The organism is Streptomyces viridochromogenes DSM 40736 (assembly GCF_000158955.1).
GTDB classification, from domain to species: Bacteria; Actinomycetota; Actinomycetes; order Streptomycetales; family Streptomycetaceae; genus Streptomyces; species Streptomyces venetus.
The window spans coordinates 4,704,994-4,726,636 of the sequence record NZ_GG657757.1; the positions used below are offsets into that span (position 1 = coordinate 4,704,994).

Genomic DNA, 21,643 nt, shown 5'->3' on the forward strand with positions numbered 1-21,643 from the left:
GCATGGCACGCCGCGTACCCACAGTCACTCAGGTCACGCAGACCGAGTGCGGCCTGTGCTCGTGCGTCGCGCTGCTGCGCTACCACGGACGGGCGGAAGAGATCTCCAGCGCCCGCGAGACCATGGACGCGGGGCGTGACGGTTTGTCCGCCAGCCAGTTGGCTCAGTTCCTGACATCCCGGGGCATGGAGGTCAAGTCTTACCGTATCAAGGACATCACCGCGCTGGAGAAGTTCACCTCGCCGGTGATCTTGTACTGGGAGGACCACCATTTTCTGGTCCTCGAGAAGTTTGACGGCCGCACCGCGATCGTCATGGATCCGGCGGTCGGCCGCCGCAGCATCAGCCGGGCCGATCTCGATGGCGGGTTTAGCGGAATCGCCCTGAGCGCTGAGCCGGGGCCTGATTTCGAGAAGACACGCGCGAAGCCGCTGGGCGAATGGCGCAGCCTTCCTCTCTTCACTGAAGGATCACGCGAGCGGATCGTCCTGGTGGCACTCCTCTCGCTCAGTGGGTACGGGGCGGTGCTCGGCATCCCCATGCTCACTCAGTGGGCCATCGACCGGTCTGCCACCTCTTGGCACGGCTTGGATGACATTTCGCTGGTCATCGCGATGATCCTTGCGGTAGCCTCTGGCTTTTTCGCGATTTATCTGGTCAGGGTCACCGTCCTGTCATCGCTTGTCGTCCTCCTCGGCAAGCACCTGATGACGCATACGTTCAGAACACTCTTGTCCCTTCCGTTCCGGTTCTTCACCACACGACAACCCGGTGAACTGCTGTTCCGGCTGAACAGCGTGAATGTCATCCGGGACCTACTTTCCTCCCGAGTGGCCCAGGGCATCCTCGACGCCGGCACCCTGGTGGCGGTCACCGTCTATCTCTACGTCACCGAGTGGCGCCTGGGCATCATCGCGTCGGGCATCTTCCTGACCAACGCCGGCTACCTGATTAAGACCCGTATGAGAGTTCTCGAAGTGGTCGACGCCGAGATCGCTCACCTGTCGAAGAGTCAGTCGACCCAGCTCGACGCCATCGTGTCGATCCCCACGATCAAAATGGGAGGCTACGCAGAGGAGTTCATTGACGACTGGAGCTTGAGCTACTCCCTCTCCCTCGACGCGATGAAGAAGCGGATGCGCCTCCAACAGGGCCGTATCTCCGGTGTGACGACCACAACGCAGATGTTCGGTCCGATCATCCTGCTGCTGGCCAGTCTGTACCTCGTCAGCCATGGTCATATCTCGCTCGGTGCGGCGGTCTCCGTTCAGGCGGTGTCGGCGACGTATTTCGCGCTCGCGACATCGGTTTTTCAGACCTATACCGAATTCAATGAGGCATCCCGCTATGTGGCACGTCTCCACGACATCACCAACGCGCTTGTGGAGCCGCCCGGCGGGAGCCGTATGAAGCTTGCGTCGACGTCGATCCAACTGAGCGATGTCAGCTTCCGGTACACAAAGCACAGCGACTTCGTCATCCGAGACGTCTCGCTGAAGATCGAGGCGGGCTCGAAGGTCGCCCTGGTCGGGCCTTCCGGCTCGGGCAAGAGCACTCTGGGCCGGATCATCTGCGGCTTGTACGAACCCACGAGCGGGACTGTGCAGTTCGGCGGCCGGAACATGAGCGAGTACGACACGAACGCGCTGCGTCGTACCATCGGCTATATCCCGCAGGAAGTGCACCTGCATAACCGAACCATTCTAGAGAACCTGACGCTCGGCCAGGACATCTCGTTGGAGCAGGTCCGCGCGTACTGCGAAACCGTCGGCATCCTCGATTTCCTCGACGAGCTCCCCATGGGCCTCAACACCGTGGTGTCTGAAATGGGGGCGAACTTCTCTGGGGGGCAACGCCAGCGTCTTGCCATCGTCCGTGCGCTGTTGCGGCGTCCCCGGATCCTTGTGATGGACGAGGCGACGGCCTCTCTTGACACCATCAATGAACGGCGCGTGACGGAGATCATCCAAGACATCGGCGCCACACAGGTGATCATTGCCCATAGGCTAGCCACTATTAAATCGGCCGATCATATATACGTGTTCGACAACGGGCGAGTCGTCGAACACGGAGGGCATGACGAGTTGCTGAACGGCGGTTCGGTGTACTCCCACCTCTATGCAGAGAAGACCGCGGACGTACTCGTTGGAGGAGAACGCGAATGACCGAGCCGCATGTTTCCATCCCGTCGTTCCTCCCTTTCTATCGATACGCGATCCCTCGCGACACGGTCGCAGCCCGGCTGCGCGTCTTGACCGCCGACGTGTCCGACCCGGACCGTACTGAACTACTGCTCGATCAGGTGTGGCAAGACCTCATCACCACCGTCGAAGGTCACGCCTTCCGGATGCTGATCGGCGAGTTCCACGAATTCCGCGAGCAGCTCGGCTTGCCCATGGATGCCGACAGCGACCGGGCACTCCAGCTGTTCCGCCGGCATGTCGAACACCCCGGTAACAACCAGCGGCTCATCGGCAAGTACTCGGTACTCAAGCAGCGCCTTGAAACCGTTCTGGAAAACTCGCTCGACGCCTACGCCGACCTCTTCACCGCCTACGCTCAAGATCGCACCACCTTGCGCAATCACGGGTTGCTGAGCGCCGACGACGACCCCGTCATGGAGCTCTTCGGAACCGGTTCGGACCTCCACAACCACAACCGGAAGGTCGTCGGCGTACGATTGGCCAGCGGCACCAAGGTCGTCTTCAAGCCCCGCGCGCTGATTTCCGACCGCTTCGTACGCGATCTCTACACGACGGCGGCGCCGCACCTGGTGTACTCGCTGCAGGAGTGTGTACCGGCGTCAATCACCATCGGCTCGCACGGGTGGCAGCAGTTCGTCACACCGCGGCCCATGAGTGCCCCGGACCAGCCTGCGCGCTACTACTACCGCTTCGGTGCGCTGTGCGCACTTTTCGGCGCCATCGGCGCCTCGGACCTTCACGACGAGAACCTGCTGGCCGCCGGCGAGAACCCGTGTGTGATCGATACGGAGACCATGATCCGACCGAACGCCGGGGTCGACAACGACTCGCTGCCGCACGTGTTGATCAACCAGCTGAAGCTGTCTGTGGTCTCCACGATGCTCGTCCCGATGGCCAATCCCAGCTCCCCCATCGACCTGATCATGGCGGGAGTTGGCATTGACGGGGAGCAGACCTCGAAGATGAAGAGGGCCGTCATCCGCGAAAGCGCATCGGACGGCATCTCCGTCCAATGGGAACAAGTCACCCACCGTCCCGGGGACAATGTGCCCCGGCTCGGCGAATCGGCGCTCTCGCCCCTCGATCACTTCGACGACATAGTGGCGGGATACGACGACGCCCTGGGAGCGGTCCGGGACGACGCCGTCGCGAAGGTGCTCGACAGCTATCCGGACATGCCGGTCCGCTGCCTCGTTCGGTCGACCATGGTCTATACCCGGTTTCTGGACGCCGCCACGCACCCGGACTACCTGCGGCAACCCGAGGATGCCGAACGGCTTCTGCGGCTGCTGGGTAAGTACCCCGACTACTTGACGCCCGAAGCCGCCGCCTACGTGGGTGAAGAGGAGCGGACCAGCCTGAACACCGGCAACGTGCCCTACTTTGCCGCACGGGGCGGCTCCACCGAACTGGCCACGCCCACGTCTCAACTGCCCGGTGTCCACAAGACCTCACCACTGGACTTCGCGCGCAGTGGGCTCATCCTCAACGCCAGGCGGAGCGGCGTCTTCCATCGCTTCCTCCTGGAGGAGTGCTTCGGCGAGGTCGCCGCGGACGACCCAGCAGGCGCATCCGCATGGAGCGTTTTCGCTGAAGCGTTGCGTGACGCCCGTCCAGCGGCGTGGTGGCCGGGAATCGCCCGGACGATCGCCTCCGCCGGTGTGTCCCACGAGGGGCCGCAAGGCATGGAGATCGGTTGGGTTTGCGGCATCGGCCCCGACCGGAACGCCCCCACCATCACGCCGGGCAACTTCATCTCTTTCCACGACGTCGGCGGCATCGTCACCTTCCTGACGAACGCGGCGCGCCATGACGAAGCTCTCCGGGAAGCCGCTGTTGGAGCAAACCGGGGGCTGGACGTGCTCATTGAGGAGTACGGCGAGCTTCTGGCCGAGGCATCGGAAGGCGTGTTCACCGGAGGCGCCTCCCTTCTGCTCACCCGGCCGTCCCATGTGGACCGGGCCCAGATGGATCGGATTCTCGACACGATCGACGACCGCGCTGCCGCAGGCACGCTGGAGAGCGACCTGGCCAATGGACCCGCCGGTCCGCTGATGGTTCTGCTTTCCAGGCTCGAGGGAGGTGAAGCCCCGCTTGTCGACCAGGAGCGACTGGCGCGGCTGCGTCGGCTGGTGCTCTCACACATCGAGGTGTCCAAGGCGTTCCCATGGTATGACGTGGCGCACGGCGACTTGGGGATGCGGTGGGCATCCTCCCGGATCGGACGGGTTCTGGGCGACAGCGCGCTGGTGAACGCTTCAGCGGACTGGCTGGCCGACCAACCGGCCGACGGTAACGCGTTGCCCGTGCCGGGATGGTGCAGAGGCACCGCCGGCCTGCTTCTGACCTCGGCTGAGATCCTGACCTCTGCTGGCCGGCAGGAACTGCTGACCGGCGCACGGCTGACCGCCCTGGCGGACGCTGCGACACGGCTGCCCGCCGATCAGCCGGTCGACTTGTCGGTCTGCCATGGCAGCAGCGGCGTGATCCAGTCGTTGATCGCCACGGCCCAAATCCTTCGAGACAACTCGCTGTTGGACCGGGCCGCCGACTACCAGGAACGGGTGTTGGCTGCGGCGCGTTCGAACGGCTTCCACACCGGATCCCCGGGCCGAACCTCACTGCTGGGGTACATGCTTGGCTGGTCCGGCATCGGTGACACTGACATCATGCTGCAAGCAGCTCGCGCTGGCGTGGTCGATCTTGCCATCCCGATAGCGCTTTTCACCCCCCACCCCTCTGGAGAGCCCGCGTGAAGAAGAACAGCATGACCACTGGCTTCCCACTCGTGATCGGCACCGTGATAGCCGTCGCCAGCATTACCCAGGACAACTACGGCGGTGCCGTCTTCGCCGTGGTGGCCGGCGCGGTCATCTCGCTTGTCCTGCACGTCAGGATCAGACGCAGCCAGGACCGTTGAGTGAGGTACTCGATTCTCCTCCCTCTCGGCCCGGCCCTGCCCGAAGAGGCAGTACCGTTCGCCAACCTGGTGCAGTGGACTGGTGCCGAACGGCTGTGGCAGGGCCAAGGCATGGCCCTCGAGTCCCACCACCTGGTCAGCTGGCTTGCCGGGATCGGCATCAGGGTGCCTGTCGGATTCGGTGTCTCGCTGATGCCGTTCCGTTCTCCCTACCAGGCTGCGGTCGAGGCCCGATCGGTCGCACTCACGACCGGGCATCCGGTCGTCGCCGGATTCGGCCCAGGAGCAAAGCCGCTTCAGAAGGGAGCGCTTGGCAAGCCGTACGCGAGCCCACTCCGCGCGGCCCGGGAGTACCTGCAGATCGTGCGCGATCTACTGTCCGGAGAGCAAACGGATGTCTCCGGGGACTACCACTCGGTATCGGCGAAACTGAGCCAGACCGACGTACCGCCGGTGGAGTTGGGCCTGGGCGTACTGCGGGAGGGGATGGCGATACTGGCCGGTGAGGTCGCCGACGTGGCCGTCACTTGGATGGGATCCGCACGGTACGTGGGCGACACCCTGATTCCCGCCATGCGGAGTGCGGACCGAGCACTGGAGGCTCCGATCAGGGTGACGGCCATCGTGCCTGTCGCGCTGTCCGGCGAAGACCGCGACATGATCGAACTAGCGGCGGCCGCATGCGGTTCGCACCTGCTGCTTGAACACTACCGGGATACGTTGCGCAAGGCTGGAATCACCCTGCACGGGGAGCACAATGCGGACGATGTGAAGCGCCTGGTCGACGGCGGTGTGTTCCTGTATGGCACGGGGGAGGAGATTCACCGGCGGCTCGACGAATACCGGGTTGCCGGGGTCGATGAGGTCGTCCTCAATGTCAACGGCGTGGCGCAGATCCATGGTGCGAAGGCGGCCGCCCGAGATCTTCTCAGCATCCTGCGTGCGATCCCGGCATCGTAGTCCGCTCGGGCGCTGAGTGCCGGTGGCTGGAGAAAGCGGAGGCACGCACCGCGATAAGGCGCAGTGCCTGTTCACGGTCCCAGCTGAGAGCGGCAGTCTGCATCGCATCGACATCGGGCGGTAGATCGAGGCCCAGCTCATCGGCGAACAGGACCCTGCAGCGCTTGATCACAGTGAGGGCGCCGGCGACATCGCCGTCGATGCACCGCACGGCGGCCAGTAACTCCCACAGCCGCTGCCGGTAGGGCATTTCGGCAATGACGCTTTCGATCCGGTAGGAGAGCATCTCACTCTTGTTGGCGAGGATGCAGGCAGTGAAAAGATCTTCGTACGCGTCGAAGCGTGCCCCGTTTAGGCCGGCAGTATGGGTGTCGAACCACCTTGTCGGCGGCAAATCCTGTCCGAACGGTCCCCGCCACAAGGCCAACGCGTGCTCAAGCGTCGCGACCGCGCCATCGGCGTCACCGTGCGCGAGCAGTGTCCGCCCCCGTCGCGCGGCCAGCATGAAGCTCGAGAGGTCGAGCTGGTCGGGAGTGGAGTGAAGCCCGTAGCCGCTCTGGGCACCGCGGTACGTCCTGATCCTACGGCTGAGTCCTGGCATGGCTAGTTCGAGGTCACGTCGCAGGCCCGTGAGGTGGCTGCGGATGTTGGCTGTGGCGGAAGCCGGAGGCTCGTCCCACAGCAGTTCGGCAAGTTCGGACATCCCGATGGACTGGTCCGTTCGGAGCAGCAAAGCGGTAAGCAGCGCCCGCCGAGTGGGCGAGCCCACTTCGGCGTTGCCGCGAACACGGAGTTGGCCAAGGATTTCGAACAGCATGACGCCGCCCCCTTAGCGTCCGGTGATCCACACCACGTTACCTCCAGAGATTCGTCTCGTTAAAACAGGCATTGATAACTCCTTTGTGCGGGCTTCACATTGCAGAATTACGGGTTGGGTCACCATTTGAAGGCCGGTGGATATTCAGGGGCACGCGCGAGTTTGGCGGCCCCAGAATGCGCCGCATCCCTGACTGTTTGATCACCCTCGTCCGGATGAGGAAAGATGACCGTCGCATGGGCCCACCGCACCTCGTGAGGCGTTACTGCAGCCCTTCCGGACGGGGGCTCCAGAATCGCCAAGGGGCGTTTGTGGTCAAGGGGCTGACACCGTCGGCTCGCGGCTGACCGCGCCCGACGGTGCGGTGGGTTGGTTGGCCGACGATAAGACGCAGGCCGGGTAGCGGACCGGACGCAGGGCAAGCTTTCCGGTCACATCGCGGTCACCTGAAAGGGCACCAACGACTCCGTTCGGCACAGCGGGGGATGCGAGCCGCGTGCAGCGCTGAGGACTTCACGGGAGCGCGGTCCCGACCGGGGGAAGGCCGGGACCGCGCGCTTGCGAGGAATGCACGAAGGTGTCGCTGGCCTCGCGTGTACCAAGTCGGAGCAGCCTGCCCCTCGCCATATTGCAACTGGACGAGACACAGTGGCGCAGAGCGATCCCGCCTGGTCACAGCGATGTACACCTTCCCCGTCGATACCTCAGGTAAATCGGTTGCCGAGAACGGACGTTGAGGGGTTGGTCAGTGACTCCCTAACGCTTCCCGCGATCAATGACGATCGCATCGTTGCATGCACACGCACCACCCTCATGTTGTTGCAACGCCGCAGACTGAGGGGGGGAAAATGGTTCCAGATGTGTGCGAAACGAGAGTCTGGGTTCGGCGGAGCCGTGTTGCGGAGCAGGTCCGGTCCGCGCATAGTTGCGCTGCGGAAGACGGCGAAACCGGGGGTGGGATGGGCGATGGCCGGGCGCGGGGTGGAGGAGCATCCACACGGTGCTGACCGACTGTGCAGGGCCGGGGATCGCGTGTATTCCCGGGCCGTACGGCGGGGCCGCGTGCCGCGCCGGGACGCGGAGCCGGTGCCCTGTCTGCTGGAACTCGCCCTGTTGCACCCGGACCCCGACGACATGGACTGGCTGGTGCCGACCTCCCCGCAGGAGGTCATGACCCGGCTGCTGCGCGGGATGTACGACGAGGTGAGCGCGAGTCAGCGGCGGGTGGGCTCGGCCGTGGAGGCCGTCGAATGGTACGCCGGACTCGGCCGTCAGGTGCCGCCGGCCGCGTCGGGCACGGAGGGCCCGGCCATCCGGGTGCTGGACGGACTCGCCCGGATCCAGGCCGCCATGGACGAGGCGACCCAGGCGTGCACGACGGAGGTGCTCACGGTCCAGCCCGGCGGGATCCGCCGCGAGGCGGAACTGTCCGAGGGGCTGCACCGGGCACTGGCGCTGCGCGGCCGCGGGGTGCGGATGCGGGACCTGTACACGCACGTCGCCCGGCACGGGCAGGGGCTGCTCACGTATCTGGAGCTGATGGGACACGCGGTGGAGGCGCGCACACTGGACGAGGTGATCGACCGGCTGATCCTCTTCGACCGGACGGTGGCCTTCATCCCCGCCAACACCGACCGCACGATGGCCCTCGAGCTACGGCACCCGGCGATCGTCGAGTACCTCGTCACGGTCTTCGAGCGCCTGTGGCGCCTCGCCATCCCGCTGACCGCGCCGCTCCCCGACACCGGCATCGAGGGCATCTCCCACCGGGAGCAGTCGATCGCCGCCCTGCTGGCGGAGGGGCACCAGGACGCGGTGATCGCGGAACGTCTGGGGATCAGCGTGCGGACGTGCCGGGCGCACATCGCCCGGCTCTCGGAGACGCTGGGCGCGGCCAGCCGCACCCAACTGGGCGTCCGCATCGCCCAGGCGGGCCTGGACGGCCCACCGAGCTCCGGCACGGCCGTCAGGGTTCCCGGTCAAGGATCCCCGAGCGTCCGATGAGAAACCCGAGCTGCGCCCGGCTCTGACTCCCCAGCGTCGCCGCGAGCTTGGCGATGTGGACGCGGGCCGTGCGGATGTTCATACCGAGGCGGTCGGCTATGACGGCGTCGGTGTGGCCTTCGACGAGGAGGGCGGCTATGGCGTGCTGGCGGGGGGTGATGCCGTTGTGGGAGGGCCGGGGGGCGGCTACGGGGTACATGGGTGTGGCCAGGCGCCAGAGGCGGTCGAAGGTGGTGGCGAGGTGGTCCACGATGGCCGGGTGCCGGATCTCCAGGGCGAGTTTGCCGTCCTCGCCGGCCGGGACGAACGCGACCGTGCGGTCGATGAGGATCAGGCGGTCGGGGACTTCGTCCAGCGTGCGGATCTGAACGTCGCCCTTCAGGCGCTCGCAACGGGCCGCGATGATCGGGAAGTGGCGCAGCGTGTGCGGGTACAGGGTGCGTATGCGGCAGCCACGGTCCAACGCGGCCTGGTCGCGGCCGAGGGACGCTGCGTCGGCGACCTGACCGCGTTCGCCGGTGAGTCCGGCACGGGGCTGGACGGTGACCAGTTCCTCGGAGGCGTCGGCCAGGGCCTCGGTGATGGCCCGGTTGATCGGTTCCGTGCCCGTGAGCAGCTGGATCGTGCGGGTGCCGGTCGCCGCGAGAGGTGGGTCGGCGATCCGCATGAGCGAGCCGAACGTCTCGGCCAGCCGTGCCTCATGCCGCCGTTCGCTCGCGATCCGCTCCGCGGACGTCCGCAGCAGCCGGTGCAGCGCGACGACCGGCGCGACGGGCTCCCACCGAATCGGGTCGTCGACGGCGGGTCGCAACAGACCCAGGTCGATGAGGCAGGAGGCGGCCTGGGCGTCCTCGGCCGGCAGCTGCCCCTGGCGCAGGGCCCGTTCGTACAGCTCCATGCCCGCGGAGCACAGGTCCTCCATGCCGTGCTCGCGGTGCGGCACGCTCACTCGGTCACTCCCTCCCGCTCCAGGATCCCCGACTGTGCGATGAGATAGCCGAGTTGGGCCCGGCTGCCGCTGCCCAGCAACGAGGCCAGCTTGGCGATGTGGGCCCGGCACGTGCGCACGTTCATGCCCAGGCGACGGGCGATGGCCTCGTCGACGTGGCCCTCGACGAGGAGCTTGGCTATGGAGTACTGGATCTCCGTGATGCCGTCCGGCGCGATCTCGTAGGGAGTGGTCTCGCTCAGCGGGACCGCCCGGTTCCACATGAACTCGAACACCTTGATCAGGTACCGGATGATCCCGGGGTGCCGTAGCTCGAGTGCGACTTGCTGGTCGTCGCGGATGGGGATGAAGGCGACGGTCTCGTCGCAGATGATCAGGCGCTCCACGAGCTCGTCGATCGTGCGGTACTCCGCCTTGCCGTCGGCGAGACGCGCGGAGTAGGTCAGCTGCTCCGGGTTGTACCGGGCCGTGTGCTGGTAGACCGTGCGTATCCGCACGCCACGTTCGATCAACGGCCTGTCGCGCTTCATCCCTTGCAGGAGGCTACGCTCGGACACGCGGTCACTCGGCTGCAGCGTGAGCATCTCGCTCTGGCACTGGGACGTGGCGATGTTCAGGGCGGCGTTGATCCGCTCGCCGCCCTCCAGAACGGTGATGGAGTCGCTGGTCGTGGCCATCTGGGCGCCGAGGGTCATGAACGGCTGGAAGATCTCCGCGACTGCCACCGCCCGTCGCCGGCGGTCGGCTATCTCCTGTTCCAAGGGGTTGAGTTGCCGGGAGAGGGCCACCACAGGGGGAACCGGGCGAAGCCAGGTCGGGTCGTCCGGATCGGGGTGGAGCAAGGCCAGCTCGATCAGGCAAGGTGCGGGGTCGGCGTCCTTGCGCGCCAGACGTCCGGCGCGCAGTGCGATGGTGTAAAGGCGGCCACCTTCCTCGCACAGCTCGGTAATCGAATGGGGATGTGTCTCATTCGCCTGATTCGATCCCAAATTTCCACCCCCCAGGGTCCTGAACATGCAGGAACATGATGCATCGATTGTGTGGCCATGACGTGCCCGAATGAGCCATCGTCGTACCTGACGGGGGAAAAGGGGACCTTCAAGTGAGGACGAAGCCGACTATGTGCAGCAGAATGCTTCGCTTGGTGCTTGTCGCCGCCTTCTCCGTCGCTGCGGCCCTGGGTGCGCTGGGGGGCTTCTCCGACGCGAAGGACGAGGTGCGGGCGAACAGCGTCTGGCCCTCGGTGGCTGTGAGCGCCGAGTCCGGCAGCGGAGACAGCGCTTCGAGCCCCGGTGCTGAGGAAATCGGGAGCTGATCGTGACCACTCCACCCGACGACCGCTCCTTCCGCCGTGAAATGGCTACCGCCTACCGCTCCGGCTGGCACTTCATCGACCTGGTCACCGCCATCCCCCACGACGGTGACTCGCTGATGGTGACCGTGTTCGGAGAGCCGGTCGTCGTCACGCGGGACGAGGACGGAGACGTACGGGCGTACCGGTGTCTGCGGCGGCCTCGGGGGGCGCCGCAGCCAGTGCGATGTGCCGTACGGTACGGAATGATCTTTGTGAACCTGGACCAGCGGGACCATCAGCAGGTGGAGGCCGACTCCCCTGCCCCGAGGACCATCTCTGCCACCCCCCGCAGTGCCTGACGCGATTCCCCCGTCGTAAAAGATCGCTCAGGTGCTTCCCCCCGCAGCGGCGTCACCGTGACCTGAACACGGTGACGCCGCTGCAGTTTGTGGAGACATTTCCGGGTATCGGCCCCGTCACGCTGTGGCCGGAAGCAGTCGATCAAGGGTGTGGATTTTCACTTGGGTCAACCCCGCCCCATCGCCCGCGTCAGCTCGATCTCGATCACCACGCGCGCCGGATTCGGCGACGGATTCCTCCCGTAGCGCTCGGCGTAGCGCCGCTCCGCCTCCGCGACCCGTTCCGGCTCCGCGCGGACGAAGGCCCGGCCCTCCAGCGTCGCCCACCGGCGGCCCTCCATCTGGCAGACGGCGACCGCCGCCCCCTGCTCCCCGGCCGCCAGCACGTGCCGCGCCTTCGCGCTCGCCTTGTTGGTGATCACTCGAGCCAGACGGGCCGCAGGATCGTATGTGACCCCGACGGGTACTACGTGCGGAGTGCCGTCCGGGCGGGGAGTCGTCAGGGTGCACACATGCCGTTCCCGCCAGAAGTCGAGGTACGGAGCGTCAGGAGCGCCCGGATCCACGGAGTACTTGGTCGCCATGGACCGGAACTTACTCAATCCGTACCTCCCCCAACGGCCTTGAGTGGAATAGACTCAACTTTGTGCACGTTGGCCGAGTCAGGCTGACGGTCCCGTGGGACGTGGCACGCAGCTTCACGCAAGGAGGAGAACGCGAACGTGGACGCCGAGCTGACCAACCGGAGCCGGGACGCGATCAACGCGGCCAGCAACCGGGCCGTGACCGAGGGGCACCCCGACCTCACCCCCGCCCACCTGCTGCTCGCGCTGCTCCAGGGCCAGGACAACGAGAACATCACCGACCTGCTCGCCGCGGCCGACGCCGACCAGGCGGCCGTGCGCGCCGGAGCCGAGCGCGTACTGGCCGGGCTGCCCAGCGTCACCGGGTCGACGGTGGCGCCGCCCCAGCCCAACCGCGAGATGCTCGCGGTCGTCGCCGACGCGCAGACCCGCGCCAAGGAACTCGGGGACGATTACCTCTCCACCGAGCACCTCCTCATCGGCATCGCCGCCAAGGGCGGCGCGGCCGGCGAGGTGCTCTCCCAGCAGGGGGCCGACGCCAGGAAGCTCCAGGACGCCTTCCAGAAGACGCGCGGCCAGCGCCGGGTGACCACGGCCGACCCCGAGGGCCAGTACAAGGCCCTGGAGAAGTTCGGGACCGACTTCACCGCCGCGGCCCGCGAGGGCAAGCTCGACCCCGTCATCGGACGGGACCAGGAGATCCGGCGGGTCGTGCAGGTGCTGTCCCGGCGGACCAAGAACAACCCCGTGCTCATCGGTGAACCCGGCGTCGGCAAGACCGCCGTCGTCGAGGGGCTCGCCCAGCGGATCGTGAAGGGCGACGTGCCCGAGTCGCTGAAGGACAAGCGGCTCGTCGCGCTCGACCTGGGCGCGATGGTCGCCGGGGCGAAGTACCGGGGCGAGTTCGAGGAGCGGCTGAAGACCGTCCTCGCCGAGATCAAGGACTCCGACGGGCAGATCATCACCTTCATCGACGAGCTGCACACCGTCGTCGGGGCCGGCGCGGGCGGCGACTCCGCCATGGACGCCGGGAACATGCTGAAGCCGATGCTCGCCCGCGGTGAGCTGCGCATGGTCGGCGCCACCACCCTCGACGAGTACCGCGAGCGCATCGAGAAGGACCCGGCGCTGGAGCGGCGCTTCCAGCAGGTGCTGGTCGCCGAGCCGACCGTCGAGGACTCCATCGCGATCCTGCGCGGACTCAAGGGACGGTACGAGGCCCACCACAAGGTCCAGATCGCCGACAGCGCGCTCGTCGCCGCCGCCTCGCTCTCCGACCGGTACATCACCTCCCGCTTCCTGCCCGACAAGGCCATCGACCTCGTCGACGAGGCGGCCTCGCGCCTGCGCATGGAGATCGACTCGTCCCCCGTCGAGATCGACGAACTCCAGCGCGCCGTCGACCGGTTGAAGATGGAGGAGCTGGCGATCGGCAAGGAGACCGACGCGGCCTCCCGCGAGCGCCTGGAGAAGCTGCGCCGCGACCTCGCCGACAAGGAGGAGGAGCTGCGCGGCCTCACCGCCCGCTGGGAGAAGGAGAAGCAGTCCCTCAACCGGGTCGGTGAGCTGAAGGAACGCCTCGACGAGATCCGCGGCCAGGCCGAACGCGCCCAGCGCGACGGCGACTTCGACACCGCGTCCAAGCTGCTCTACGGCGAGATCCCCGCCCTGGAGAAGGAGCTGGAGGCCGCCTCCGAGGCCGAGGAGGAGGTCGCGAAGGACACCATGGTCAAGGAGGAGGTCGGCTCCGACGACATCGCCGACGTCGTCGCCTCCTGGACCGGCATCCCGGCCGGGCGCCTGCTGGAGGGCGAGACGCAGAAGCTGCTGCGCATGGAGGACGAGCTCGGCAAGCGGCTCATCGGGCAGACCGAGGCGGTGCGCGCGGTGAGCGACGCCGTGCGACGGTCCCGCGCCGGGATCGCCGACCCCGACCGGCCCACCGGCTCCTTCCTCTTCCTCGGCCCGACCGGTGTCGGCAAGACCGAGCTGGCCAAGGCCCTCGCCGACTTCCTCTTCGACGACGAGCGGGCGATGGTCCGCATCGACATGTCGGAGTACGGCGAGAAGCACAGCGTGGCCCGCCTGGTCGGCGCCCCGCCCGGATACGTCGGCTACGAGGAGGGCGGCCAGCTCACCGAGGCCGTGCGCAGGCGGCCGTACTCCGTCGTCCTGCTCGACGAGGTCGAGAAGGCCCACCCCGAGGTCTTCGACATCCTGCTCCAGGTGCTGGACGACGGGCGCCTGACGGACGGCCAGGGCCGCACGGTCGACTTCCGCAACACCATCCTCGTCCTGACGTCGAACCTGGGCAGCCAGTACCTGGTCGACCCGGTCACCAGCGAACAGGAGAAGAAGGAGCAGGTCCTGGAGGTGGTGCGGACATCCTTCAAGCCGGAGTTCCTCAACCGCCTGGACGACCTGGTCGTCTTCGCCGCGCTGACCAAGCCCGAGCTGGAGCGCATCGCGAAGCTCCAGATCGACCGCCTGGCCAAGCGCCTCGCCGAGCGGCGCCTCACCCTCGACATCACACCCGAGGCCCTGGCCTGGCTCGCCGAGGAGGGCATGGACCCGGCCTACGGCGCCCGCCCGCTGCGCCGACTCGTCCAGTCCGCGATCGGCGACCGCCTCGCCAAGGAGATCCTCTCCGGCGAGATCAAGGACGGCGACACGGTACGGGTGGACCGCTCCGAGGACGGTCTGCTGGTGGGACCGGCCACGGGCAAGACGCTGTAGCGGTCACGCGGTCACATGGTGAACGCCGAGTACCGCACCACCGCGGTCTCGGCGTTCTCGTACTCCACCCTCACCTGCACCACATGCGCCTCGGCCGTACCGGGCAGGCCGTCCTCGTGGGTCACATCCAGACAGAGGGCCCCGCACGGACCGCCGGTCCGGATCTCCGGCGCGTCCCGGTACGTCGTGCGCAGCCAGTCGCGCACGTCCTCGCGCGGCATCCGCAGCACCGCCGCGTACGCGGTGTCGATGCCCTGTTGCACGGTGCAGTCCCCGGCCTGCGCGACCGCGGGCCGTTCGGCGCCGCCGAAGCGGAGCGCCTCGGCGCAGGGTACCGTCGCCCTGCCTCCCGCGCGCGGGTCGTCACCGTCCGACAGGGCCCACAGGAACAGGCCGACGACCATGCACCCGAGGACGAGCACGGGCACGGGCACGCCCAGAATCGCCATGACCAGACCCCACCGGGTACGTCCTCTGCCCGCTGTCACCATGCCGTCCGACCTCCTCCGACCGCCGCCTGGAAGGACGGGATCCGGAACCCGGAGGTTGCGGGTGACCGGATCGTGTCAGCCATGGGCTTAGCGGGGTAGTCGGGGCTTGCCACCTCCCGCCCCGCATGGGGGAGGATGGCGGAATCCGTACGAAGGGAAATTCACGGTGACCATCGACCCGTCCTCGATTCCGAACTTCGGGGGCCAGCCCGAGCCGCAGTCCGGCGGTCCGGCCGGCCCCGTCGTCCCGGATCAGGACCTCGTGAAGCAGCTCCTCGACCAGATGGAGCTCAAGTACGTCGTCGACGACGAGGGAGACCTCGCGGCGCCGTGGGAGCAGTTCCGCACCTACTTCATGTTCCGGGGTGAGGGAGACCAGCAGGTCTTCTCCGTGCGGACGTTCTACGACCGGCCCCACGAGATCGAGGCCAAGCCTCAGATCCTGGAGTCCATCGACGACTGGAACCGCCGCACCCTGTGGCCGAAGGTCTACAGCCACACCCACGACGACGGCACGGTCCGCCTGATCGGCGAGGCCCAGATGCTGATCGGCATGGGTGTGAGCCTGGAGCACTTCGTCTCCTCGACGGTGAGCTGGGTGCGCGCCGCGATCGAGTTCGACAAGTGGCTCGTCGAGCAGCTCGGTCTTGAGGAGGAGATCAACGAGGCGGAGAAGCCCGAGGACGACGAGTAGGCCCAGCCGGGCCCCTACGGCGCGTCGGCGCGTACGAGCAGGTACGTGCTGTACGCGCCGTCACGCCTTTTCGGGCGCCCTCACACCCCGGAGACGCCCTGAGACCCCCGGAGAGGCCCTCAGCCCCCGCAGACGCCCTTCAGCCGCCGCACGGCCTCCTCCAGCACCCCGGTCCGCTTGCAGAAGGCGAACCGTACGAACGGGGCGCCCTGCTCGCGGTGGTCGTAGAAGACCGCGTTGGGGATGGCGACGACGCCCGCGCGTTCTGGCAGGCCGCGGCAGAAGGCGAAGCCGTCCGTCTCTCCGAGGGGACGGATGTCGGTGGTGACGAAGTAGGTGCCCGAGGGCCGGAAGACCCGGAACCCGGCCTCCTCCAGGCCCGCCGCCAGCAGGTTCCGTTTGGCCAGCAGGTCGGCGCGGAAGTCCGTGAAGTACGACTCGGGCAGCGACAGCGCCTCGGCGACCGCGTACTGGAACGGGCCCGCCGAGACGTACGTCAGGTACTGCTTCGCCGACCGCACCGCCGTGACCAGCTCCGGGGACGCCGTCACCCAGCCGACCTTCCAGCCGGTGAACGAGAACGTCTTCCCGCTGCTCGAAATGGTGACGGTGCGCTCGCGCATCCCCGGGAAAGACGCCAGCGGCACGTGCTCGGCCTCGTCGAAGACCAGGTGCTCGTACACCTCGTCCGTGACCACGAGCAGGTCGCGTTCCACCGCGAGCTCGGCGATCGCGGCCAGCTCCTCGCGGGTGAGGACCGTGCCGGTCGGGTTGTGCGGGGTGTTGATCAGCAGCAGACGGGTGCGGTCGGTGACGGCGTCGCGCAGTTCGTCGAGGTCGAGGCGGAAGCGGCCCTCGCCCTCGTGCGGGCGGAGGGTGACCGGCACCCGGCGCCCGCCCGCCATCGCGATGCACGCCGCGTACGAGTCGTAGTACGGCTCGAAGGCGATCACCTCGTCGCCGGGCTCCAGCAGGGCCAGCAGCGCGGCGGCGATGGCCTCCGTGGCCCCGGCGGTGACCAGGACCTCCGTGTCGGGGTCGTAGGACAGTCCGTAGCGCCGCTGCTGGTGCGCGGTGACCGCGGCGCGCAGCTCGGGGACGCCCGGACCCGGCGGGTACTGGTTGCCACGGCCGTCCCGCAGCGCCCGTACGGCGGCCTCCCTGACCTCCTCGGGGCCGTCGGTGTCGGGGAAGCCCTGCCCGAGGTTGATGGCGCCGGTGCTCAGCGCCAGGGCCGACATCTCGGCGAAGATCGTCGTCCCGAACTCGGCGAGCCGGCGGTTGAGGAGGGGGCGCGCGCTGGAGGTCATGCCGGCCATCCTCCGCCGAAGCTCTGGAGTTCCTCAACTCTGCTTTGGGGCGCTCGGGGGGCGGGCATCCCCTGTTCACGCAAGAGCGAGGCGCCCACGGGGGGCCGCTTCGGGGGAAACGGAAGGAGGGTGAAGCCATGGTCGTCGGCATCATCCTGGCGGTGATCGCGGTCGTCTTCATCGGGGCGCTGGTGTCCAAGGCCCGCGGGGGCGGGGCCGGCCGATCCGGGCGGACGACGCGTCGCGGGGCGTGGGCGTCCTCCGGTTCGAGCAGCAGCAGCGGCAGCTGGTGGGCGGGCGGGGGAGACTCCGGCTCGTCCGACGGCGGCGGGCACCACGGGGGACACTCCTGCGGCGGCGGTTCGTCCTGCGGAGGCGGGTCGTCCTGCGGCGGGGGTGGTGGAGGTGGATGCGGCGGCGGAGGCAGCTGAGCCACGCCGGCCGTCCCGACGGGAAAGCCGCATCCATTGAGCACATCCACCGACGCGGGGTCCGCACCTGGGGGCGGCCCCGCGTTTCCCATGCCGGAGTGCCAAGTTCTCGGCCGACGGACACGTCGAACGCATGTCGGGCGATCCGGGGTGCGTCCGGGCGGCTTCGCATGTCTGTAGGACAACTGCGCCCGTCGTGCGACGGCCCCCGGGCGTGACTCCGTCAACTGCGCGCGTCAAGCGGGCACTTCAGGGGCGGGTCCCCGACGCGGGCGCCGATCAGGCCCGGCTCCGGGCGCCATTCGCGGCACACCGGCGCACGCCTCAGCGAGACCGGCGCACGCCGTAGTTGAACAGTTGAGCTGATGAGCCCTCTGAGGGATGGAAACCCTACGAACTTGGGTAAAAACGCTGTGGCAGCGCCACAGTTCATGATTCCCTCTAAATCACCAACGCAGCCCCTCGGACGTCCTGCGGACACTTCGTGAAACCGGCCGACCGGATTGTTCCGGGCCGACACCCCCGGTGCGACCGGGGTGCAGCGGACCATCTCCCTCTCCTTGCGTGCCTGCGGAGCCGATCCATGCTCACGACCCTGAACACCTCCTACACCGACACGCGTGCGGCCGATCTCGCCTGGGCTCTGGGGCGCGAGCCGCTTCCCGCGCTGGCGACGCTCGACCTCGAACTGACGGGCACCAAACTGCAGTTGCGGCTCCTCGGCGCGTCCCACCAGGTGCTGCTGGAGGAGCGGCGCGGCATCTGCTCGGAGACGGTGGCGTGCATCCCGGGCAGCAGCACTCCGCTTCCGCTCGGCGTCGCCAAGCGGGTGGACGACTGGGAGTACGAGTTCACGGCCCGGGTCGAGGTCCTCTCACCCGGCGTCTTCGAGGGCCGCGCCCAGGAGTTGCTGGCCCTCGTCTCCGACCATCCGCACGGCCTGGCCGGCGTCTTCCCCGGCAGCCCGCACGCCTTCACGGCGCTGCTGGCCCAGCACCACGAGGGACAGGTGCACTGGCGGACCTGGCACGCCTACCCGCAGGACGGCCAGTTGGTGGCGACCCGCACCAGGGTGGGCGTACGGGTGCCGACCGCGGCTGCCACCGACTGAACCCGCCGGGCCTTCCTTATGCGGCGAAACCCCTCTCATGCCGGTATCGGTTCCCTGTAGACCAGCACCACACGTGTGGGTGACGAACCGCAGTCGAGGCGTGACGTAACGTCGCAGAGTGATCGAGCCGCACGCGCCCGCCCCGCCCGGTTCCCCGCCGCCCTGGACCACCCCGGGCCGCCCTTGCGGACCGGCGCGACTGCCCGTCCGGCCGGGCACCGGACGGTTCCTGGTCCTCGCGGGCGTGTTCGTCTGCGCGGCCTGCGGACTCGTGTACGAACTGGAACTGGTCGCCCTCGCCTCGTACCTGATGGGCGACTCGGTCACCCAGGCGTCCGTCGTGCTGTCCGTCATGGTCTTCGCGATGGGCGTCGGATCCCTCGCCGCGAAACGGCTGCGCGGGCTCGCCGCGGCCGGCTTCGGCGCGCTCGAGGCGACCCTCGCCCTCGTCGGCGGGTGCAGCGCGATGGCCCTGTACGCGGTCTTCGCCTGGACCGGCGGCTGGGGCGGCGTGTGGGCCAGCGGGCCGCGCTGCCTCCTGGTCGCCTTCTCCCTCGCGACCGGACTGCTCATCGGCGCCGAGGTGCCGCTGCTGATGGAGCTGATCCAGCGCATCCGCCGCCAGGACGCGGGCGGCGCGGTGGCCGACCTGTTCGCCGCGGACTACGTCGGTGCCCTGGTCGGCGGTCTCGCCTTCCCCTTCCTCCTGCTGCCGTTCCTGGGGCAGCTGACCGGCGCGCTGCTCACCGGGGCCGTCAACGCGGTCGTGGGCGGTGCGCTGGTGCTCGGCCTGTTCCGCCGGGACCTCACCCGGCGCGCCCGCTGGCTGCTGCTGCTCTTCAACGCGTTCGTGCTCGCGGTCCTCGCCTCGGCCGCCGTCCTCGTCGACGACTTCGAGCGGGCCGCCCGGCACGCGGTGTACGGAACGGACGTACGCGTGGCGCTCCAGACCGACGTGCAGGAGGTGGTCCTCGCCGGCGGTACGGACGGGCGGTCCCTCGACATGTTCCTCGACGGCCGACTGCGGGTCAGCGGGCGCGACGAGCTGCGCTACCACGAGGCCCTGGTGCACCCGGCGATGACCGGGCCGCACGCGCGCGTACTGGTCCTCGGAGGCGGCGACGGCCTGGCGGCACGCGAGGCGCTGCGGTACCCCGGAGTGGACCGGGTCGACGTCGTCGAACTCGACGAGGAGGTGGTGCGGCTGGCCCGCACCGACCCGGCCCTGTCCGCGCTGAACGAGCACGCCTTCGGCGACGCGCGCGTGCACGTGACCACGCAGGACGCCTTCGGCTGGCTGCGTGGAGCGCCCGCGGCGGCGTACGACGTGGTCGTCTCGGATCTGCCGGACCCGGGCATCACGGCGAGTACGAAGCTGTACTCGCAGGAGTTCTACGGCCTCGCGCGGCGGGTGCTGGCGCCCGGTGGGCGGCTCGTGGTGCATGCCGGGCCGGTCGCGTCCCGTCCCCGGGTGTTCTGGACGGTGGAGGCGACGGTCCGTGCGGCGGGCCTGCGCACCGCCCCCTACGGCACGGGCGGCCGCCGGGCCGGGTTCGCCACTGTCGGACCCGATCGCACCCCCGCCGACCGCTCCCGGGCGCCCCGGGACTGGGGTTTCATCCTGGCCGCCCGCACGGAGCCGCGCCCGCGGCTCGACCCGGGCGGTCCGCGGCCGTACGTCCTGACGGACGCGTCCCTCGCGGCGGGGGAGCGGGCGGCGCGGGGGACGCGGATCGCGGGGCTGCCCGCGTCGACGCTGGTGCATCCGCGCTACTGAGGGGGGCCCGGGGAGTTGGGAGGGCCGGGGAGCATACGCCCGGCGGGGGCGTCTCGGATACGAATCCCCAAGCCGGGGGTGCGTTTCGGCCCGTGCTGGGTAGAGTCCGTCCACATGGAGCACGAGGTGTTCGTTCCGGTCCCGGCCGAGCGGCTCAGAGAGGTGCTGGACGACCCCGCGCGGGTCGCCCGGGCGGTCCCCGGGCTCCAGCAGGACGCCGGCGCAGAGCCCGTCGCCGGACGGCTGAAGATCCGCGTCGGCAGCCACTCCGTCACCTACCGGGGTACCGCACGGGTCTCCCGGCGGGACGACGGGGCGTACTCCGTCGAAGGCGAGGCGGAGGAGTCGCGCGGCAGCGGCTCGGTCACGCTCGCGCTGCGGATCTCCCTGCGGGAGGCGGAGGGCGGCGCGACGGTCGTCTTCGAGGGGACGGCTGCGGCGGACGGGCGGATCGAGGGCCTCCCGGCGGACCAGGTCGAGGGCGCAGTCACCCGGCTGCTGAACCGATTCGTGGAACACCTCGCCGAGGCGGCCCCGGAGACGACCACGTCCCTCGCCACCCAGGACTACGAGCCCCGCGCCACGACGAACCACGAAACGACCCCGGACGCAGACGACGAGGCCCCGCCCCCACCGCCGCCACCGCTCGACGAGGCGCAGGGCTCCGGCCCTGACGAGGGAGCCTCGGCCACCGCCTCCGGCGACGGGGCGCAGGGCTCTGGGTCTGGCGACGGGGCGGCGGCTTCCGGTGCCGGCGGTGAGGGTGCGGCTGCCGCTTCTGGCGGGGAGGCGCGGGCTTCCGGGCCGGGCGACGGGTCCTCGACCCCGGGCCCCGGCGACAAGACTGCGGCCGCCGCCGAGGACGGAGCGCAGGCCTCCGGAGATGAGACTCCGGCCACCCCCGATAACGAGCCCCCGACCCCCGGGCCCGATAACGAGCCCCCGGCCCCCGGGCCCGACAACAGAGCCCCCCGCCCCCGGCGACGAGCCCCCGGCCCCCGG

General features: G+C 68.6%; 18 protein-coding genes. 12 read left to right on the forward strand and 6 right to left on the reverse strand.

Annotation, left to right across the window (positions count from 1 at the left end; all coding sequences use genetic code 11):
- Nucleotides 1-2: 2 nt before the first annotated feature.
- From SSQG_RS20745 to SSQG_RS20755, 4 genes are read left to right on the forward strand one after another with little or no spacing between them, the layout of a single operon-like run.
- Nucleotides 3-2,165: a peptidase domain-containing ABC transporter gene (locus tag SSQG_RS20745; RefSeq protein ID WP_003991785.1), complete on the forward strand. Its 2,163-nt coding sequence runs from the start codon at nt 3-5 to the stop codon at nt 2,163-2,165.
- Complete coding sequence (gene lanM, locus SSQG_RS20750) at nt 2,162-4,960, forward strand: type 2 lanthipeptide synthetase LanM (protein ID WP_003991786.1); 2,799 nt, start codon at nt 2,162-2,164, stop codon at nt 4,958-4,960. Before SSQG_RS20745 ends, lanM begins: the two co-directional genes overlap by 4 nt.
- Complete coding sequence (locus SSQG_RS41445) at nt 4,957-5,124, forward strand: hypothetical protein (RefSeq protein WP_003991787.1); 168 nt, start codon at nt 4,957-4,959, stop codon at nt 5,122-5,124. The genes lanM and SSQG_RS41445 overlap by 4 nt, the downstream gene beginning before the upstream one ends.
- Nucleotides 5,125-6,084 (forward strand): LLM class flavin-dependent oxidoreductase, encoded by a 960-nt coding sequence (locus tag SSQG_RS20755; RefSeq protein WP_003991788.1) that lies wholly within the window; start codon nt 5,125-5,127, stop codon nt 6,082-6,084.
- On the opposite strand, the gene SSQG_RS20760 is transcribed toward SSQG_RS20755, so the two are convergent.
- The gene (locus tag SSQG_RS20760) at nt 6,053-6,901 is read right to left on the reverse strand and encodes an AfsR/SARP family transcriptional regulator (protein WP_003991789.1); all 849 of its coding nucleotides are present in this window, start codon (nt 6,899-6,901) and stop codon (nt 6,053-6,055) included. The two genes, SSQG_RS20755 and SSQG_RS20760, sit on opposite strands and share 32 nt — an antisense overlap.
- Nucleotides 6,902-7,867: 966 nt before the next feature.
- On the opposite strand from SSQG_RS20760, the gene SSQG_RS20765 reads away from it, so the two are divergent.
- Nucleotides 7,868-8,905 carry a helix-turn-helix transcriptional regulator gene (locus SSQG_RS20765; RefSeq protein WP_039933257.1) on the forward strand — a complete coding sequence of 346 codons (1,038 nt, stop codon included), beginning with the start codon at nt 7,868-7,870 and terminating at the stop codon, nt 8,903-8,905.
- Here SSQG_RS20765 and SSQG_RS20770 read toward each other — a convergent pair.
- Both SSQG_RS20770 and SSQG_RS20775 read right to left on the reverse strand, forming a co-directional pair.
- Complete coding sequence (locus tag SSQG_RS20770; RefSeq protein WP_003991791.1) at nt 8,868-9,854, reverse strand: helix-turn-helix transcriptional regulator; 987 nt, start codon at nt 9,852-9,854, stop codon at nt 8,868-8,870. The genes SSQG_RS20765 and SSQG_RS20770 overlap by 38 nt on opposite strands.
- Entirely contained in the window at nt 9,851-10,870 is a 1,020-nt protein-coding gene (locus SSQG_RS20775; protein ID WP_078506882.1) for a helix-turn-helix transcriptional regulator, read from the reverse strand. Before SSQG_RS20775 ends, SSQG_RS20770 begins: the two co-directional genes overlap by 4 nt.
- Before the next feature lie 301 nt (nt 10,871-11,171).
- On the opposite strand from SSQG_RS20775, the gene SSQG_RS20785 reads away from it, so the two are divergent.
- Entirely contained in the window at nt 11,172-11,507 is a 336-nt protein-coding gene (locus tag SSQG_RS20785; protein WP_003991794.1) for a hypothetical protein, read from the forward strand.
- 167 nt (nt 11,508-11,674) lie between these two features.
- Here SSQG_RS20785 and SSQG_RS20790 read toward each other — a convergent pair whose 3' ends face one another.
- The gene (locus SSQG_RS20790; RefSeq protein WP_003991795.1) at nt 11,675-12,091 is read right to left on the reverse strand and encodes a pyridoxamine 5'-phosphate oxidase family protein; all 417 of its coding nucleotides are present in this window, start codon (nt 12,089-12,091) and stop codon (nt 11,675-11,677) included.
- Nucleotides 12,092-12,229: 138 nt separating this feature from the next.
- Between SSQG_RS20790 and clpB the strand changes: the two genes are divergently transcribed.
- Nucleotides 12,230-14,827 carry an ATP-dependent chaperone ClpB gene (gene clpB, locus SSQG_RS20795; RefSeq protein WP_003991796.1) on the forward strand — a complete coding sequence of 866 codons (2,598 nt, stop codon included), beginning with the start codon at nt 12,230-12,232 and terminating at the stop codon, nt 14,825-14,827.
- Between the two features lie 11 nt (nt 14,828-14,838).
- Here the strand turns inward: clpB and SSQG_RS20800 are convergent, their stop codons facing one another.
- Entirely contained in the window at nt 14,839-15,276 is a 438-nt protein-coding gene (locus SSQG_RS20800) for a hypothetical protein (protein WP_244299192.1), read from the reverse strand.
- Between the two features lie 208 nt (nt 15,277-15,484).
- Between SSQG_RS20800 and SSQG_RS20805 the strand changes: the two genes are divergently transcribed.
- Complete coding sequence (locus SSQG_RS20805) at nt 15,485-16,012, forward strand: YbjN domain-containing protein (RefSeq protein ID WP_003991798.1); 528 nt, start codon at nt 15,485-15,487, stop codon at nt 16,010-16,012.
- 119 nt (nt 16,013-16,131) lie between these two features.
- Here the strand turns inward: SSQG_RS20805 and SSQG_RS20810 are convergent, their stop codons facing one another.
- Nucleotides 16,132-17,331: a pyridoxal phosphate-dependent aminotransferase gene (locus SSQG_RS20810; RefSeq protein ID WP_039933260.1), complete on the reverse strand. Its 1,200-nt coding sequence runs from the start codon at nt 17,329-17,331 to the stop codon at nt 16,132-16,134.
- A gap of 128 nt (nt 17,332-17,459) precedes the next feature.
- On the opposite strand from SSQG_RS20810, the gene SSQG_RS20815 reads away from it, so the two are divergent.
- The 4 genes from SSQG_RS20815 to SSQG_RS42825 form a co-directional block, all read left to right on the forward strand.
- Nucleotides 17,460-17,753 (forward strand): hypothetical protein, encoded by a 294-nt coding sequence (locus tag SSQG_RS20815; protein WP_039933262.1) that lies wholly within the window; start codon nt 17,460-17,462, stop codon nt 17,751-17,753.
- A 583-nt stretch (nt 17,754-18,336) separates the two neighbouring features.
- Complete coding sequence (locus tag SSQG_RS20820) at nt 18,337-18,864, forward strand: DUF2617 family protein (RefSeq protein WP_003991800.1); 528 nt, start codon at nt 18,337-18,339, stop codon at nt 18,862-18,864.
- A 118-nt stretch (nt 18,865-18,982) separates the two neighbouring features.
- The gene (locus tag SSQG_RS20825; RefSeq protein WP_003991801.1) at nt 18,983-20,641 is read left to right on the forward strand and encodes a polyamine aminopropyltransferase; all 1,659 of its coding nucleotides are present in this window, start codon (nt 18,983-18,985) and stop codon (nt 20,639-20,641) included.
- 114 nt (nt 20,642-20,755) lie between these two features.
- Nucleotides 20,756-21,643, forward strand: an 888-nt coding sequence (locus tag SSQG_RS42825) for an SRPBCC domain-containing protein (RefSeq protein WP_244299193.1), incomplete at its 3' end; no start/stop codon positions are given.